Genomic DNA, 15320 nt, shown 5'->3' on the forward strand with positions numbered 1-15320 from the left:
TCTTGTGGAAGAGCATCAAGAGGTGGAACAGCATCACTTGCAACAGGTACTGGAATTTTATCCATTCGAGATAAATGAAGTGAAGCTGCTTTCGAGCAGAAGTGGGAGAACGACATGGGAAGTGGATACTAATGAAGGCAAGAAAATTTTAAAACAGGCAAGCATGAAGCCTGAGAGGATGCTGTTTATCGCAGGCGCTCATCAGCATTTGTATAATAATGGATTGGCTATCACGCCAATCCATGAAACAAAAAGTGGGGGAATCTGTATCGGTGCGGGTTCATTGGGGTATGTGCTCTATGACAAAGTGGAAGGTAGTGAAGTGATTTACTACAACAAAGAGCAGATGTTGAAGGCCATGGAATTCGCAGGGAATTTCTATCAAGCGTCCATTGGATACCTACCGGCTGAAGAGAGTAAAACCCGTGGAAGATTGGGTAAATGGCATAAGTTGTTCCGATGGAAGCTTCAAGAGCTTGAAGGAAATAAAACAATAGCGGAGTCTTATCCGACGGATGCTTTCTCACTGCTTTTCCTACAGCATGTGGATGAAATGATTCAGCGGGCAAAGGAGGCATTGGCAGCACTGGATGAACAGGTCTATCAGGAAGCATCAAAAGAAGTAAGCAGCCTAAGAGGGTTCTGCCAGCAGGATTTTACCTTGGCTAGATTCACTGAAGTAGATGGCTCACTATTCATGAAGGAACTGCATTCCATTACGTATGATCTTCCAACAAGAGATCTTCGTATCATTTTAAATAAAATGATGAAAAAGTTTTCGGTTTGGGATGATCAACTTGTGTTTGACCTTCTTCGGGCATACCATAAAACAAATCCTTTATCGGAGAACTATTATAAAATACTCAACGTAGACCTTTTATTTCCGCATCTGTTCTGTGCAATCGGCCATAAATACTTTCTGGCACAAAAAAGATCGTGGTCGGATGAAAAATATATCTGGGCCTTGCAGAACATCATCGCTCTTGAACAGTCCAAAGGTGATTTCCTGAAGAGGTATCCTTTCATTTACAGAGACATCATATCTGGTCACGGGGAGGGAAATTAAATGTCAGAAAATCCGAAAATACCAAAGCTGGAGCTGGATAAATTCACTTTCTCCCCTCCAGGTCCAATGGGATGGAATATGGCGGAGTATGAACAGTTGCTGGAGAATCCCGATCAGCTTGTTCTCAATGAGGACACAGTCAATTCACAGCTACACTCTTTAAAAGGAATTCAATTGGTGGAATTTTCAATGAGTGGTGAATTAAGAGCAAAGCATACCGCAAAAACATTGCGACCTACTGAAGAAATCCCAGAAATCATAATGGAGGAGCCTGGATTGGAAGGGAAAGCTTCAGAGGAAGAGGCTGCAGAAGAAATTATTGAGGTTCCCACACCTTCTAGAAAGAGAGTTACCATTATCATTAAAGAAACTTCCTTGAAAACGCCATGGATCTCCCCGATTTTCTCCAAAACTCAAAAAAACAGGTAATATATCTGAAATTGTTACACATCAAAATCGGGCACTCTAGCATATGTTATTTATGTATTAATAAATATATAGATAAAGTAGGAGTGATAAGGATGACCAATGAAGTGCGTAAAGCAAAGCTGAAGCTGGATTTTGAAAACGGCTTTAGCTTGGCTCCCGATCTAAATTCTGAAGTAGCTTTACAAGCAGTGCTGAAAGCTTTAAAGAACGGCGATGTTTCTGAAGTGAAAATCGCTGTTGAGTACAATGATGGCACCGAAGTGGACTTTGAAGAAGAAGACGAAGTCGATGAAGCAGTAGAAGCAGAAAACAACGACGATGACGACGATGAAGATGAAGACGACGATGACGACGATGAAGATGAAGACGACGATGACGACGATGAAGATGAAGACGACGATGACGACGATGAGGAAGAAGACTAATGCAGTAAAGAAAGTGCCAGGACCTTATCAAGAGGTCCTGGCACTTTCAGTTGTTTCTTTAAGTTTCGACTTGAGGCGGGACTGAAGAAATTATTTGGTCGTAGACCCTTATCAGTCTATCTGAAACATGCTTATAGGTGAAATTAATTTCAACGAATCTACGACCATTATGGCTCATCCAGCGTGTCAGTTCAGGTTCGGTCAGGCAGTAGTGGATGGCTTTTGAAAAAGAACTTGGTTTGTTGTAGTCGTCAATGATCAAACCATTGTACCGATCAAGAATTACTTCTGCATTGCCCCCTCTATTTGTAGTGATAACAGGTATACTTGCAGCCATTGCTTCGTAGTGGACCCTTGCAAGTGGTTCATTCCATTGGGAACTGCAAACAAATACATCTCCTCCAAGAAAGGCTTCATGGATGAAGTCCGCTGGAATATATTTGGTGAAGATAATTTTTTCTTTAAAGGGTAGAGCCTGTTGGTAGAGGGAATATACATATTTATTTATTCCGTTGTCACTGAACCACTTGCCGCCTACCACGAGCAAAACAATGTCCTTGTGTACTTTTAGCAATTGTTCCATTGACTTTATCAGAATATGGGGACCTTTTGTTTTACTTAATCTGCCGACAAAAAGGATGACTTTTTTATCTTCTATATTATATCTTTTACGGAAATTGCTTCGAATCTGTTGCCCTAACTTGGTTTGACGTAAGGGGAAAGATTCGAGGTCTACTCCCGAATAGACAATGCTTATTTTCTTTTCCGCTTCTGGAAAACGCTCTACAACCGTCTTTTTGATGAAATTGCTCACCGTAGTGATGGCGCTTACCGTTTCCACTACATTTGCTCCCTCTTCATCGGAAAGCTTATGGTCTGCAAACATTTCATTATGAAGGCTTAGTACAAATTTACTTTGTGGAGAGGATTGGTGGTATAGAAGCACGTTTTTTGGCCGGTTGCAGACATGTATAAGGTCAAAATGATGAAGGGTAAGTTCATTGGCAACATGCTGCCTGTACTCGCTTCTTGGAAAGCGGATGTAGTGAACCCCATCTACAATTTCCCGGTCTGGAAGTTCATCGTCTGCTACAGAAATGATCGTAAGTTCGTATTTTTCTCTTAAAAATGGGGTGACGCCATCGATCATCATCTGGATGGCGCCACCTTTAATAGCTGGTGAGGGAAGCTTTTCTGTACAGATGATGGCAAGTTTTATGTTGGATTGGTCCTGTACAGCTCCTGAATATAATTCCATTCTTTTTCTAGCCCTCCTTTTAAGGGTATAGCAGGAGAATATTCTAGAAGTCTCTCTGCTTTTGAAATATCTGCCCATGTATGATGCGGCTCTCCTTTCAATCTTCCAGAAAATGAAAGCAATGCCTTCCTTCCGGTAACTTTTTCTAGGGTGGAGATGATACCCAGGATGGAAGAGCGTTCTTTTCCACCTATATTGATTGTCTCCCCAATCACTCCATCGGCTGTAAGCGCCTTTTTCGTACCGGTTATGCAATCATCGATATACGTGAAGTCCCGTGTCTGCAAACCGTCCCCGAATATGGTTATCGGCTGGTTGGTATAGATCTGCCTCATGAAGCGATGAAAAGCCATATCAGGTCGCTGTCTCGGTCCATAAACAGTAAAATAACGGAGCACTACAAGCGGAAGACCAAAACTGTTTTCGTAAACTCTGCACAATTGTTCTCCGGTAAGCTTGGTGATTCCATAAGGGGAAAGGGGATTAAGAGCTGCATCTTCACATACTTTGCCCACCTTTTCTCCATAAACGGAGGACGTGGAGATGTAGATAAAGCGTTTGATATTAATGCTTTTCACCGATTCCAACAGCTTTTGTGTGGCAAGGATATTATTGTCCATATATGGTGCAAACTCATCCCCCCAACTGGACCGGACACCTGGAATGGCTGAGAGATGATATATGGCATCCACTCCGTTAAGAAGCTGTTCGAGGTTCGTATTCAATAAATTTGTTTGCATAAAACAGAATCGGGGATGATCTAACAGATTTTGCAAATTCATCCTTTTAAATGAAGGTGGAGTTGGCCCGATGAATGTATCGACTCCGGTAACATGATAAGTAGGTTCCTCAAGTAGACTTTCACAAAGATGAGAACCGACAAACCCTGCGGCACCAGTTACTAGAATGTTCATCGTCGCCCCACCCCTTTATAGACAAGTCCATGCTGTTCGACTACATTTTTATCAACACAGTTTCTGCCGTCAAGAATCAGAATGCCCTTAAGTGACGCTTTGACATGCTTCCAGTCCATTCGGCGGAACTCCGGCCAATCGGTAGCGATAACAATGGCTTCCGAATCCAAATAGGAGGATTTCAATGTTTTGTGCTGAGTAGCAAAATGGCGCTTATCAAGAGGAAGATGTGCCTTAGGGTCAAACACATGAACATCCACGCCAAGCGTGTGAAGGCGGGTAATCAGGTCGATGGCGGGTGAGTGTCTAATATCATCTGTAAGGGGCTTAAAGGCAACACCAAGGACAGTTATCTTTTTACCTTTTAGTAGAGATAGATGTTCTCCAAGTTTTTTAATATAGGAATCTATTTGTGTTCGGTTAATCAACTGGACCGCCTCAAGGATGGGGGTATGCACGGACTTGACGGAAGCGGAATAGTTGAGCGACTGCAGATCTTTCGGAAAGCAGGATCCCCCGTAGCCGATTCCTGCCTGCAGAAATAATGCACCAATCCGCGGGTCAGTCCCCAAGCCATTTGCAACTTCCATTACATCTGCATCATACTCTTCACACACCCGTGCTATTTCATTGATGAAGGAAATCTTCGTTGCTAGAAACGCGTTGGATGCATATTTGATCATTTCCGCTCCATTCCAGTTTGTTACGATAAAGGGGGCATCCAGTCTATGGTAAATTTTTCTTAATATTGCTTCTGAAACCTTGTCATCATTCCCCAATCCAATGACTGTCTTGTCAGGATGAAACATATCATATATGGCAGAACCCTCCTTAAGGAATTCAGGATTAGAAACAATATTAAATAGAGATACGGAGATGCCTTTTTCCGCCAGGTATTCGCTCATGCTTTTATTGGTACCAGGAGGAACGGTGCTTTTGATGATAATAGTTTTAAACTCTGTTAACCATAGGGAAATTTCATCAAATGCCGAGTACAGATAGGTCAGATCTGTACTGCCATCCTCTCTGCTTGGGGTTCCCACTGTAACAAATATAACGCTGCATTTATTGATTGATTCACCTATATCTGTGGTGAATGAAATTTTTTCCTTATTCTTTTGAAGTAGCTCTTCAAGTTGCGGTTCGTAGATGGGCACTTTTCCCCGCTTAAGGTCATTGATTTTTTTTTCATTCACTTCTATACAATAAACGGTATGACCGAACTCTGCTAAAACCGCCGTGGTGGTTAGGCCTACGTAGCCTGCTCCGATAATGCAAATTTCCAAGAATGACACTCCCCTCATCGCTACTAACACTGTGAAATATCCTTATTATCTTATTAATGGACAATGTTGACTTGTGACGAAAACCCAGCCCAAATGTAAAAAGGGATGAAGAATGGGAAGGAAAAGTGATGAAGACAACTTTCTTGAACTCAGTATTTGAATAGGATAAAAAAAACGCAGGATTTGAGGGGTTAATTGTGGTTAAAAAAGCGATAATTCCAGCGGCAGGGTACGGCACTCGCAGCTTACCCATCACAAAATTGCTGCCAAAAGAAATGTTTCCAATCGGTGTTAAACCTGCGATTCACTATGTTGTCGAAGAGGCAATCGATTCAGGAATAGAAGAGATCCTGATGATTGTTTCGAGGAAGAAAAACATGATTGTAGATTACTTTGACCATTCATTAGAGCTAGAAGCCTTTCTGGAAAGGGAAAATAAACAGCATCTCATAGATCTGATCCCCATCCCATCCGTACCGCTCCATTATGTTCGGCAGCCTTACGCGAAGGGGTTGGGTGATGCGATAAGGTTAGGCAGAACATTTATAGGAAATGAACCTTTTGCAGTATTGCTTCCAGACGATATTATGGTTTCAGAGCAGGAGCCCGCATTAAAGCAACTCATCGATTCTTATAATGAGACAAAAAGATCCGTGGTAGGCGTGAAAGAGGTGGAAGAGTCTCTCTTGAAAAATTATGGTGTCATCAGTGGAGCTGAAACAAAGCCGGGTCTATTCCATTTAGATGAGATCGTTGAGAAGCCAAAAAGCAATGCACCGTCCAAGCATGCCGTTATAGGGAGGTATGTGTTTACTCCCGCAATCTTTACCATGCTTGAAAAAGCCATACCAAAGGAAGGAGAAGAGATTCAGCTGACAGCTGCCATCAAGGAGCTTTTAGCAGTGGAAGATTGCTATGGAAAGGTTGTTAAAAGTCAGCGATATGATATCGGAAGGACCGAAGAATATGTTGCGTTGATCAATCGTATTCATCAGCTGGAAAAAAGGTCTGACTAATTGCTGCCAGGTTTGTGCCTGGCCCTTGTTTTCCGGGAAAAAGAGACAGGCTTCATGCATACATATAAAAGATGAGTGGATAATTTGGAGGTGCCGATAGTGAAGAAACAGACAGATAAAATAAAGCATGAGCCGCTCCTTTATATTCATACCAAAACCAATTCGAATGTAGAAGTTGCGATGCAGAGTTCCTTGCTGCTAGAGGTGAAGAAAAGGAAAGCAGAGAACGCAAAACGGGGGGGGGAAGAAGGAAAGGCTATGTCCTCCAAAAAAAGCGGGAAAAAAGGAGGGGAAGAGAACAAAAAACTGAAAAAACCGTTTCATAACTTATCGCTCGAGGAAAAGATTCATTATTTGTTAGTGCCCCCTATCGATTCACAAAAGAAAATGTGCAAAATCATCACAACCGAGCAGGAATATATAGGGAAAGTGGTGGGCTATCATAACGAAATTTTGGCGGTAAATACACCTAATATCCCTGAATCAATCTTTCTGACGCTACAGGAAATCAAGGAAATTCATGTGATCGGTATATAGGCAATAAAAAAGGATTTTTCATTAAATTTCAGAAAAAAACCTTAGTAAATGTTAGTTTACTAAGGTTTTTTTGATACTAGCAGGCTTCCCGTCTAATCCTGACGATATGTTTGCAGCAGATATAATCTACAGCTAAATCATCACACTGTCTTTGTTTTGGAACGAGAATGACAATGCCTGATTCTTTATCAAACCAAGCAATTAAACCACTGACGTATTTACCATCTTTTGTGAAGATTTTTACTTCTTGACCGATGAACTTTGTGATGAATTTATCACAAAAACAATCCTGATCATGATCCTTCTTGTGGTCATCCTTACAATCATCCTTCTTATTGCAACATGACTTATTCTTATAGGATGAACTCATAGTTATTTCCTCCCTCAAATTTAGATTTAGGAATTTTATTCCTATAATAATGTATTCTCTGGAGTGTGTTTGGAAAGGGCGAATCTTTTAGTACAAGCGCCTTTTTTCTTGTATTTTAGTAGTTTTACTATCTTAATTTTAGTGTTATTTTTGTTTTTACTAGGCAAGGGAATTTTTATTTTTATCCATATGCAGGGAAGCCGGTGCTCGTTTTTTCGGTTGCTGCTGTTATGGCAGCAATCATCGAAAGTAGCGTAAATCAAATAATCACATGACCTAAAGCGGCCCTATATGAAGGCTGCTTTTGTTTTATTACATAATTTTCATCAAGATAAGAATATTAATGGATAGAGTATTTTTTAGGAAGGTGAAAAGATGAACTACTGGAAAGCATTTTTTGTATTAACTTTATTACTTCAGGTACTCAGTGCATGTGGTGGGGGAGATGTTGAAGAAAGAGTGGAGGATACTGTCACCCAGACCTCCACAAAGAAAAAAGAGAAATCTGATAAGGAAAAAAAAGCTGAAGAGATTGCGATTGGTTTCAAAGAAGTAAAGGGTGCAGTTGCATTTGATTCAGAGGATGAGCTGCTTGTCGCTTTTCATGTCACCCAATATCAAAAGTTCTTCACGGAACAGATAGAAATCAAGGTGAAAAAGGCTTTGGAAAAAGAGTTTCCGGATGAGAATGTGATCGTTTCCCATGACTTGAAAATACGTCTGGAAATAGAACGATTGCGTAAGGACATCAAGGAAAAAAATCTAACCGAGAAAGAAATTGATGAGCGAATCAAAAAAATAGAGGACCTTCGTAAAGAGAAGGCATAGAAAGGGTGGAACCAATTGAGTAAAAAAAATAATCAGCCAACACCCGAGCAGAAAGAATACCAGCAATTTGAACAGCAAAGGGAACTAAAAAGACCGGTCTGGAAGAATTGCCTCATCGCCTTTTTGGTTGGGGGAATCTTTTGTATTGTAGGGCAGGCCATACAGCTTTGTTATATCCATTTCTTTAATTTTACTGAAGTTACAGCGGGTAACCCTACAGTTGCGACGATGATTTTTATTTCCATGCTTTTGACCGGATTTGGAATATATGACCGAATTGCCCAATTTGCAGGTGCAGGAAGTGCGGTTCCGGTAACAGGCTTTGGTAATGCGGTTATTTCTGCCTGTATTGAACATAAAACAGAGGGCCTTGTTCTTGGAGTGGGTTCCAACATGTTCAAGCTTGCAGGTTCTGTCATTTTGTTCGGCGTCTTTTCCGCATTTGTAGTGGCACTGATCAAAACAATTATTATGGGGATAGGAGGCTTATAATGTTACAAGGAAAGCAGTCTTGGGTATTTGCGAATAAGCCTGTCATTCTAGCCGGTGCCGCAGTAGGCGGTCCATTCGAAGCAAATGGCTCATTGGCAGATGATTTTGATCTTTTACATAAGGATTTATGGCTTGAAGAGGAAAGCTATGAGAAGGCACATAAGATCCTGCTCGAGGAAGCATGTAACAAAGCAGTGAAAAAAGCGAATATGGAGCTTTCCAATGTGCAATTCCTATTTGCAGGAGATCTACTCAATCAAATGACTCCGACAAATTTTGCCGCCGAAGCCTTGGAATTGCCATATTTAGGTGTGTTTGGGGCCTGTTCGACTTCCATGGAAGGTCTTGCACTTGCAAGCTTTATCGTCAATTATGGCGGGGCACAGTATTGTCTTACAGGCGCCTCCAGTCATAACGCTGCGGTTGAAAAGCAATTCCGATATCCAACTGAATACGGAGGGCAGAAACCTCCTACTGCACAATGGACGGTAACTGGAGCTGGAGTGGGACTAGTAAGTAATGTTGGAATTGGTCCGCATGTGACCTCTGCTACCATAGGGAAAGTGATCAATATGGGCCTGAAAGATCCATTTAATATGGGAGGAGCAATGGCTCCGGCCGCAGTTGATACTATCAAGGCGCATTTCAAAGATCTTGGAAGGGATCCGTCCTACTATGATCTCATTGTAACTGGGGACCTAGGGAAAATCGGCAGACAGGTTTCCATGGATATGCTGAAGGAACAAGGAATCAATTTGAGTGAAGAGCAGTATCAGGACTGTGGTTTACTTATCTATAAGGAGAATCAGCCCGTTTTAGCAGGGGGAAGCGGGGCAGGATGTTCGGCTGTCGTATTGTATGGTCATCTTTTAAATGAAATGGCAAAGGGTAAGCTTAAGAGGATATTGGTAGTTGCAACAGGAGCCCTATTATCCCCATTATCTTTTCAACAGAAGGAATCCATTCCATGTATTGCGCATGCTGTTTCAATCGAGATGGGAGGTAATTGATATGCTACTATCCTTTTTTTGGGCATTTGTCGTCGGGGGACTCATTTGTGTGATAGGACAAATCATGTTTGATGTTTTCAAGTTGACCCCAGCCCATACCCTAAGTATTCTTGTGGTGGCAGGAGCGGTTTTGGACGGCTTGGGGCTATACGAACCTTTTATTGCTTTTGCTGGTGCCGGTGCAACAGTCCCGATAACAAGCTTCGGGAACTCTTTGGTACATGGAGCATTAGAGGAGGCTTCCAAGCACGGATTGGTCGGAGTCCTTACGGGGATGTTCGAAGTGACAAGCTCAGGGATCTCTGCTGCTATCGTCTTTGGATTCATTGGGGCGCTATTATTCAAGCCGAAAGGATGAACCGGCTATGAACGAAAATCTGATCCTGACATACAATTTGGCCTCCTTAAAAATGATCAGGGGCAGTCTGCATGTCTTCGCTATGGAAGCTGAGGATGAACTGGCACAGAGGAAATATCATGAGTCCATGATGAAGATTGATGAAATCATTCATACTATCGATATGGGATTAAAAAGTCGAGATAGCTAACGTGATGGAGAAGGAGTGATATTGAATGCCGGAATGGATAGAGATAGGTATACGATCGTTTTCCATCATTATCGGCCTTTTTATCATCACAAAGCTTCTTGGGAAAAAGCAGCTTTCGAAGCTTTCCTTTTTTGAATATATAGTAGGAATCACAGTAGGGGACATCGCGGGAACATTATCGATGGATTCGGAATTGGACGTTACAAACGGGATAACGAGTATCTTGATTTGGTCACTATTTCCTCTGGTCATTTCGCAAATCTCTTTAAGGTATAAGGGATTTCGCGATTTAATAGACGGACATGCTACAGTTTTCGTGGAAAACGGGAAGATCCTGGAGCGTAATTTAAGGAAAGAAAAATACTCCATAGATGAGTTTATGGAGCAACTGAGGAAAAAAGATATTTTTAACATTGATAATATTGAATTTGCAACACTTGAGTCAAACGGAGATTTCAGTGTCCTTTTGAAAAAGGAATGCCAACCAGTGACTTATGGTGATTTATTTTCTGAAATTCCACATGTGAAAGAACCTCAAACTGTGATAATGGATGGCATTATCTTAGATGAACCACTCGCCAAGCTTGGGTTGAATCGAGGTTGGTTAAAATCTCAATTGGAAAAGCAGGGAGTAATCGTTGAATCCATTTTCCTTGCACAGGTGAACTCGAAGGGAAACGTTTCGTTCGATTTATATGACGACAAAATGAAGCCCCAAAAAATGAAAGAAAAAACCCTGGTGCTGTTAACATTGGAAAAGGGCATTACTGACTTTCAATATCTGGAAAAAATAACTTCATCGCCTGAGAGAAAAGCTGTTTATACAAATATTGCTGAGAGCTTGAAAGATATCCAAATGAACTTGGCTGAATTATTAAAATCATAGCCACACAATAGCCGCCAGGGATACATATAATATTCTTGAGGTGAATCATATGGGTGACTTTGATTTTGGAGAAGAGCATTTGAAATTTATGTTTGAACGGTGGAAAGTGTTTGAAAATCTAAAAGAAACACAAAAATCAGGTGAAGCCGGTATTGCTGATGCAGAAGAGTTCATTCAGCAGGCACGATGGTTTGAATCCAGGCTGAACCGTTATATTGGAGACCTGGAGAACTGGATGGAAGGTACAAGCAGTAAAATAAACGATCTGGATTATAAAGAAGTGGAAGAAACACAAAGTGATAAACTTTAGTTCTTTCACTTCTTTTTATTTGGCTCCATTCTAATGGGGGTTTTCCTTCACCCATAACCTATTTGCATAGCCCTCCAAATTATTCTGTACATTCCCTGTAAAATAGCCCATACCGATTTACTATTAATACATATAGTAATAGGGAATCTTCATTAAGGAGGTGCGAGATTATGGGTTACTATGGAGGCTATCCTTATGGCGTAGGTGGAGCTTACGGATACGGTTGTGGCAACCAAGGCAGCACATTCGTGTTAATCGTTGTTCTATTCATTCTTTTAATCATCGTTGGTTGTGCGTGCAAAGGTTATTAATATCTAATAGGAATTAGAAAAGTACGGTTGATCCGTGCTTTTCTGTTTCTTTTTTTGTGTTATTTAAGCCTGTACAAAAGTGAAGTGTTTCGTGTCACCATCATAGGCTCTCACACATACAATGAGATATATCCGAGAGGAGGATGTAAAGTGGAAAATAATTTATTCAAGGGCATAGAGAAGAAAACGGGTGTAAATATGAAGGATGTGTTTGAACTCGCAAATTCGATGCAAAATGCAAATTTCAAGGATGAAACCACAGTACGAAACCTTGTAAGCAAGGTGGCTGCCTTGGCGAATCGCAAAGTACCTAAAGAACTCGAAGATAAGATTGTAAATACATTGATTAACGGAAATAAGCCTGTTGATATGGGAACCATTTCGAAAATGTTAAATGAAAAGAAAAAATAAGAGAAAAAAATCTGGCTCTCAGAAGAGTGCCAGATTTTTATAGTTCTATATAGTTTCCAAATCATTCAAAACCAAATTTTTGTCGCCTTCTTTTTCAATATGTGCAGCTGCTTCATGTGCCAATTGCAGATAGTTTTCCTTCAATTTCTGTTCCCCGCAGATACTATAGGCACGGGCCAAGGCCTCGTATGCAAATGCCAAATCAAAGTCCCCTATCCCATGCTCCAGGCAGATGGCAAGATTGCGCTTTGCATGATAAAGTGATGGCTCTGGTCGGTTCAGAACGGCATAGACCCTTGAAATCTGCCATTCTCCGCGGGAAAAATGGACAGGCTCGCCTATCTCATTCCAGTGATAGCGGGATGCATGTGCCTTATGTACCATTAAATAATCTTCCTCTTCCGTACGGGCTTCCTTTTCCATCAGGTCCCATACTTGGTTGAAGAGGGAAACGGCAGTCTGTCGATGGAATGGTGTCCACTGTTCTACATCTTGAATTGTCTTAGTCATCATAAACCCCTTTGTTAAACTAGTCTGTATATTTTATATAGTACCATTTCTGAGCCATTTTGTACTATCAATTAGGAATTTTTGTAGATTGAAGCAATGTGTCAATTTGTCTTTTGACGATTTCTTCCTCCAGAAGCTGAATGAAGTGCAGGTCCAGATTTTTTTTTCTTGCATTTTCATATGCAAATACCAACGATTCATCTGTAAGTTCTGTAATAGCGCAATTTGATTTTATCGATTGCATCAATATATCATTCCCCTTTCCTACCCAAAAGGACTGTCTGAATATTCAGCACTATTTTACTCATACGTGGTACATACCCTAAACTAAATAATTTAAACGTTATTAAGCACAAAAGAAATAATAAAAAAGCAATCCCACTTTAAAGGGATTGCATGATGATTTATAGAATATCTTTTATGAATCGTGACATATAGGCTTTCTTTCCTCTCCTGTTTTCAGGGATTGAAACGAGCAATGCCTCCTGTGCACGTGTCATGGCTACATAAAGCAATCTGCGCTCTTCTTCAAGGGCCAGGTGTTCTCCATTGCGAAAGGCTTCCAAGGAAAAATCATGTGGAAGACTCCCATCTACTGCACTAAGGATATACACATTCTTATACTCCAAGCCCTTTGAGCGATGGATGGTCGAGAGGTGAACGGCATTATTGTACTTTTTACTGAGCTTTTTCATCTCATCCGTTTTGGCGATCATATCGTCCACATGCTCAAGAAAAGCAGAAATAGAATTGAACTTCTTTGCTACAACCTTTAGGTCCCGAATATCATCTGAGCCCTTCTCAAGTGCATTGCCTTCATTACCGCGTTTTTTAATATAGTCATCAAAGCCCATATCTTTTTCGATCATTTCAAGTGCAACAAGGGGAGTCACTGTTTTCAGTATGGAAAACAGCGGCACGATCCTTTTTATTTTTTTTAACTGGAAAGGTTGTAGATTAGACAGTTTACTCAATGTTTTTACTAGGCTGCAATCTTCAAGGATGCTCAACGCTTTCGCATCCTGCAGGCTCGATTGTTTCAAGAATAGGGAGGGTAGTATGTCTGAAAATGCCTGTACATCATTCTGGTCCTCGCTTAACCTTAGAAAACCCAGTATTCCTTTAACAATACGACGTTTATAAAAACTCTCATAGTCCTGATCTAGTGTAAAAGGCAGTCCTGATTGGGAGAGTCGTTCAAATATCGCTCTTGCTGCACTGTGAGTGCGATATAGAATGGCGAAGTCAGTTGGTTGTTTTCCCATTTCAATCTGCTCTTTCATATCCTGAACAATCATGGTTGCTTCTTCCTCTTCATCAAAAGGAAAGAACAATACGGGCGAGGTTTGATTATCATATTGCGCTACCATTTTCTTTTGCTTGCGGCTTTTGTTTTTTTGGATAACCTGATTGGCCGCCGAAACAATGCTGTGAGCCGAGCGGTAATTTTGGGAAAGGGTGACAACCTTGGTGTCAGGGAAATCAAGGTGATAATTCAGTATGAAGTCAGGATTACTGCCCCTGAATGCATAAATGCTTTGGTCATCATCTCCGACAGCACAGATGTTTCCTTCAGGAGCCAGGAGCTTGATCGTTTCATATTGGACTTTGTTGATGTCCTGGAATTCATCAATCAGGAAATAGCGGAACCGTTCCTGATATCTGCTTAAAAGAGAGGGGGTTTCCAACAGTAGCTCATAACAGCCAATGAGCATATCATCAAAGTCAAAAAGCTGTTTCTCTTTTTTCCAGTCCTCATAATCGTTGTACAAGCTGGCTATCTGTTCTTCAAGTTTATTGGCAGGGGTAATCATTTTAGGTGTAAGCATATTGTTTTTCCAAAATCCGATCTGCCCAATAGCCTGATCAAATGGGAAATCCTTCTCATCCAGACCGATCTTCCTGCCGGCCGATTTAAGGAATTGCTCTTTTTGCCAATCCCACTTGATGAGGTTATCCCCATTCCAGCGAGAGTGGTGGTGATGTGCCAATATTTTGTAGAAGATACTATGGAAGGTACCAGCAACTAGGTTTGAGAATCCCCTTGTGTTGTGATCTTCATACATCTGCAGTCTTTCTTTCATTTCATTGGCAGCCTTGGCGGTGAAAGTAATCAGCATAATGGAGCGGGGATCTATTTCTCTTTCCTGCACCATATAAGCCACCCTGGTTGTAAGGACCCTTGTTTTGCCGCTACCCGCCCCGGCCAGAACTAAGAGCGGTCCATCGATGGAGACTACAGCTTGCTGTTGAGCTGAATCTAGGAATATATTTTTCTCTTTCATTTTTTGAAAAAACCCGCCTAAAGTTGAAATGGGAACCGAATTCTCTTTAATAAAGATAGGCAGCTTGGAAAGCAGCTTTGGATTTTTCCATTTTAATTGTTTGTCAGTTTGAGCGGAGGAATCGACCGCGATTGATCTGGATTTCGGAATGCGGAATCCATTTCGCTCTATGTAGGCTTCTTCTGAAGAACCGGTGGTCGGAACGGTCTCCAATTCATCTATAGGCATTTCATGTGTAATGGATGTATGTGAATGATAAAAATGAGGTTCTTTGCGAAGACCGAGATAAAGTTTGATGGGTTCACCACAAACTGTACACTGGAGCTCGCCTTTAAGACCTGCTTCATAAATTTCTTGATAGCGTTCCCTCGACATTTTTTCTAAATGTATGGATCGTTCGTTCCAAATGGCAGACTTCATTTGTAAAA

Annotated in this window: 21 protein-coding genes; 14 read left to right on the forward strand and 7 right to left on the reverse strand. The window is 41.1% G+C overall.

What is annotated here, in order from left to right; genetic code table 11:
* Positions 1-4: 4 nt before the first annotated feature.
* The 3 genes from JOC95_RS19050 (at position 5) to JOC95_RS19060 (ending at position 1920) form a co-directional block, all read left to right on the forward strand.
* The gene (locus JOC95_RS19050) at positions 5-1066 is read left to right on the forward strand and encodes a CotS family spore coat protein (RefSeq protein WP_204419205.1); all 1062 of its coding nucleotides are present in this window, start codon (positions 5-7) and stop codon (positions 1064-1066) included.
* Positions 1067-1495: a hypothetical protein gene (locus JOC95_RS19055; protein ID WP_204419207.1), complete on the forward strand. Its 429-nt coding sequence runs from the start codon at positions 1067-1069 to the stop codon at positions 1493-1495. It abuts the gene before it with no gap.
* Positions 1496-1587: 92 nt separating this feature from the next.
* The gene (locus JOC95_RS19060; protein ID WP_204419209.1) at positions 1588-1920 is read left to right on the forward strand and encodes a hypothetical protein; all 333 of its coding nucleotides are present in this window, start codon (positions 1588-1590) and stop codon (positions 1918-1920) included.
* A gap of 58 nt (positions 1921-1978) precedes the next feature.
* Here JOC95_RS19060 and JOC95_RS19065 read toward each other — a convergent pair whose 3' ends face one another.
* From JOC95_RS19065 to JOC95_RS19075, 3 genes are read right to left on the reverse strand one after another with little or no spacing between them, the layout of a single operon-like run.
* Positions 1979-3139, reverse strand: a complete 1161-nt coding sequence (locus JOC95_RS19065) for a glycosyltransferase (protein WP_204419392.1) — start codon at positions 3137-3139, stop codon at positions 1979-1981.
* On the reverse strand, positions 3136-4092 hold the full coding sequence (locus JOC95_RS19070) for an NAD-dependent epimerase/dehydratase family protein (protein WP_204419211.1): 957 nt from the start codon (positions 4090-4092) through the stop codon (positions 3136-3138). Before JOC95_RS19070 ends, JOC95_RS19065 begins: the two co-directional genes overlap by 4 nt.
* On the reverse strand, positions 4089-5378 hold the full coding sequence (locus JOC95_RS19075; protein ID WP_204419213.1) for a UDP-glucose dehydrogenase family protein: 1290 nt from the start codon (positions 5376-5378) through the stop codon (positions 4089-4091). Before JOC95_RS19075 ends, JOC95_RS19070 begins: the two co-directional genes overlap by 4 nt.
* Positions 5379-5575: 197 nt before the next feature.
* Here JOC95_RS19075 and JOC95_RS19080 point away from each other — a divergent pair, with 197 nt between their 5' ends.
* Entirely contained in the window at positions 5576-6394 is an 819-nt protein-coding gene (locus tag JOC95_RS19080; protein WP_204419215.1) for a sugar phosphate nucleotidyltransferase, read from the forward strand.
* Positions 6395-6493: 99 nt separating this feature from the next.
* Complete coding sequence (locus JOC95_RS21635) at positions 6494-6931, forward strand: CotO family spore coat protein (protein WP_204419217.1); 438 nt, start codon at positions 6494-6496, stop codon at positions 6929-6931.
* 76 nt (positions 6932-7007) lie between these two features.
* Here JOC95_RS21635 and JOC95_RS19090 read toward each other — a convergent pair whose 3' ends face one another.
* Entirely contained in the window at positions 7008-7301 is a 294-nt protein-coding gene (locus JOC95_RS19090) for a hypothetical protein (RefSeq protein ID WP_204419219.1), read from the reverse strand.
* Between the two features lie 375 nt (positions 7302-7676).
* On the opposite strand from JOC95_RS19090, the gene JOC95_RS19095 reads away from it, so the two are divergent.
* The 9 genes from JOC95_RS19095 (at position 7677) to spoVIF (ending at position 12097) form a co-directional block, all read left to right on the forward strand.
* Positions 7677-8129, forward strand: a complete 453-nt coding sequence (locus JOC95_RS19095; protein WP_204419221.1) for a YhcN/YlaJ family sporulation lipoprotein — start codon at positions 7677-7679, stop codon at positions 8127-8129.
* Between the two features lie 15 nt (positions 8130-8144).
* On the forward strand, positions 8145-8621 hold the full coding sequence (gene spoVAC / locus JOC95_RS19100) for a stage V sporulation protein AC (protein WP_204419223.1): 477 nt from the start codon (positions 8145-8147) through the stop codon (positions 8619-8621).
* Positions 8621-9631 (forward strand): stage V sporulation protein AD, encoded by a 1011-nt coding sequence (spoVAD, locus tag JOC95_RS19105; protein ID WP_204419225.1) that lies wholly within the window; start codon positions 8621-8623, stop codon positions 9629-9631. Before spoVAC ends, spoVAD begins: the two co-directional genes overlap by 1 nt.
* Position 9632: 1 nt before the next feature.
* Positions 9633-9989 (forward strand): stage V sporulation protein AE, encoded by a 357-nt coding sequence (gene spoVAE, locus JOC95_RS19110; RefSeq protein WP_204419227.1) that lies wholly within the window; start codon positions 9633-9635, stop codon positions 9987-9989.
* 7 nt (positions 9990-9996) lie between these two features.
* A complete protein-coding gene (locus JOC95_RS19115; RefSeq protein WP_204419229.1) occupies positions 9997-10179 on the forward strand; it encodes a DUF1657 domain-containing protein in 183 nt (60 codons plus the stop codon).
* 25 nt (positions 10180-10204) lie between these two features.
* On the forward strand, positions 10205-11065 hold the full coding sequence (locus tag JOC95_RS19120) for a DUF421 domain-containing protein (protein WP_204419231.1): 861 nt from the start codon (positions 10205-10207) through the stop codon (positions 11063-11065).
* A 79-nt stretch (positions 11066-11144) separates the two neighbouring features.
* Entirely contained in the window at positions 11145-11375 is a 231-nt protein-coding gene (locus JOC95_RS19125; protein ID WP_204419233.1) for a hypothetical protein, read from the forward strand.
* A 170-nt stretch (positions 11376-11545) separates the two neighbouring features.
* Complete coding sequence (locus JOC95_RS19130; RefSeq protein WP_204419243.1) at positions 11546-11686, forward strand: YjcZ family sporulation protein; 141 nt, start codon at positions 11546-11548, stop codon at positions 11684-11686.
* A gap of 150 nt (positions 11687-11836) precedes the next feature.
* Complete coding sequence (gene spoVIF, locus JOC95_RS21590) at positions 11837-12097, forward strand: sporulation-specific transcription regulator SpoVIF (RefSeq protein ID WP_204419249.1); 261 nt, start codon at positions 11837-11839, stop codon at positions 12095-12097.
* 45 nt (positions 12098-12142) lie between these two features.
* On the opposite strand, the gene JOC95_RS21435 is transcribed toward spoVIF, so the two are convergent.
* The 3 genes from JOC95_RS21435 to JOC95_RS19150 all read right to left on the reverse strand — a co-directional run bounded on the left by JOC95_RS21435 (position 12143) and on the right by JOC95_RS19150 (position 15312).
* Positions 12143-12610: a hypothetical protein gene (locus JOC95_RS21435; protein WP_239583021.1), complete on the reverse strand. Its 468-nt coding sequence runs from the start codon at positions 12608-12610 to the stop codon at positions 12143-12145.
* A gap of 64 nt (positions 12611-12674) precedes the next feature.
* Entirely contained in the window at positions 12675-12851 is a 177-nt protein-coding gene (gene sda / locus JOC95_RS19145; protein WP_275580593.1) for a sporulation histidine kinase inhibitor Sda, read from the reverse strand.
* A 160-nt stretch (positions 12852-13011) separates the two neighbouring features.
* A complete protein-coding gene (locus JOC95_RS19150; RefSeq protein ID WP_204419256.1) occupies positions 13012-15312 on the reverse strand; it encodes a UvrD-helicase domain-containing protein in 2301 nt (766 codons plus the stop codon).
* Between the last annotated feature and the right edge of the window lie 8 nt (positions 15313-15320).

The sequence above is a fragment of the Sutcliffiella tianshenii genome (assembly GCF_016908565.1).
In the GTDB taxonomy this organism is placed as follows: domain Bacteria; phylum Bacillota; class Bacilli; order Bacillales; family Bacillaceae_I; genus Sutcliffiella_A; species Sutcliffiella_A tianshenii.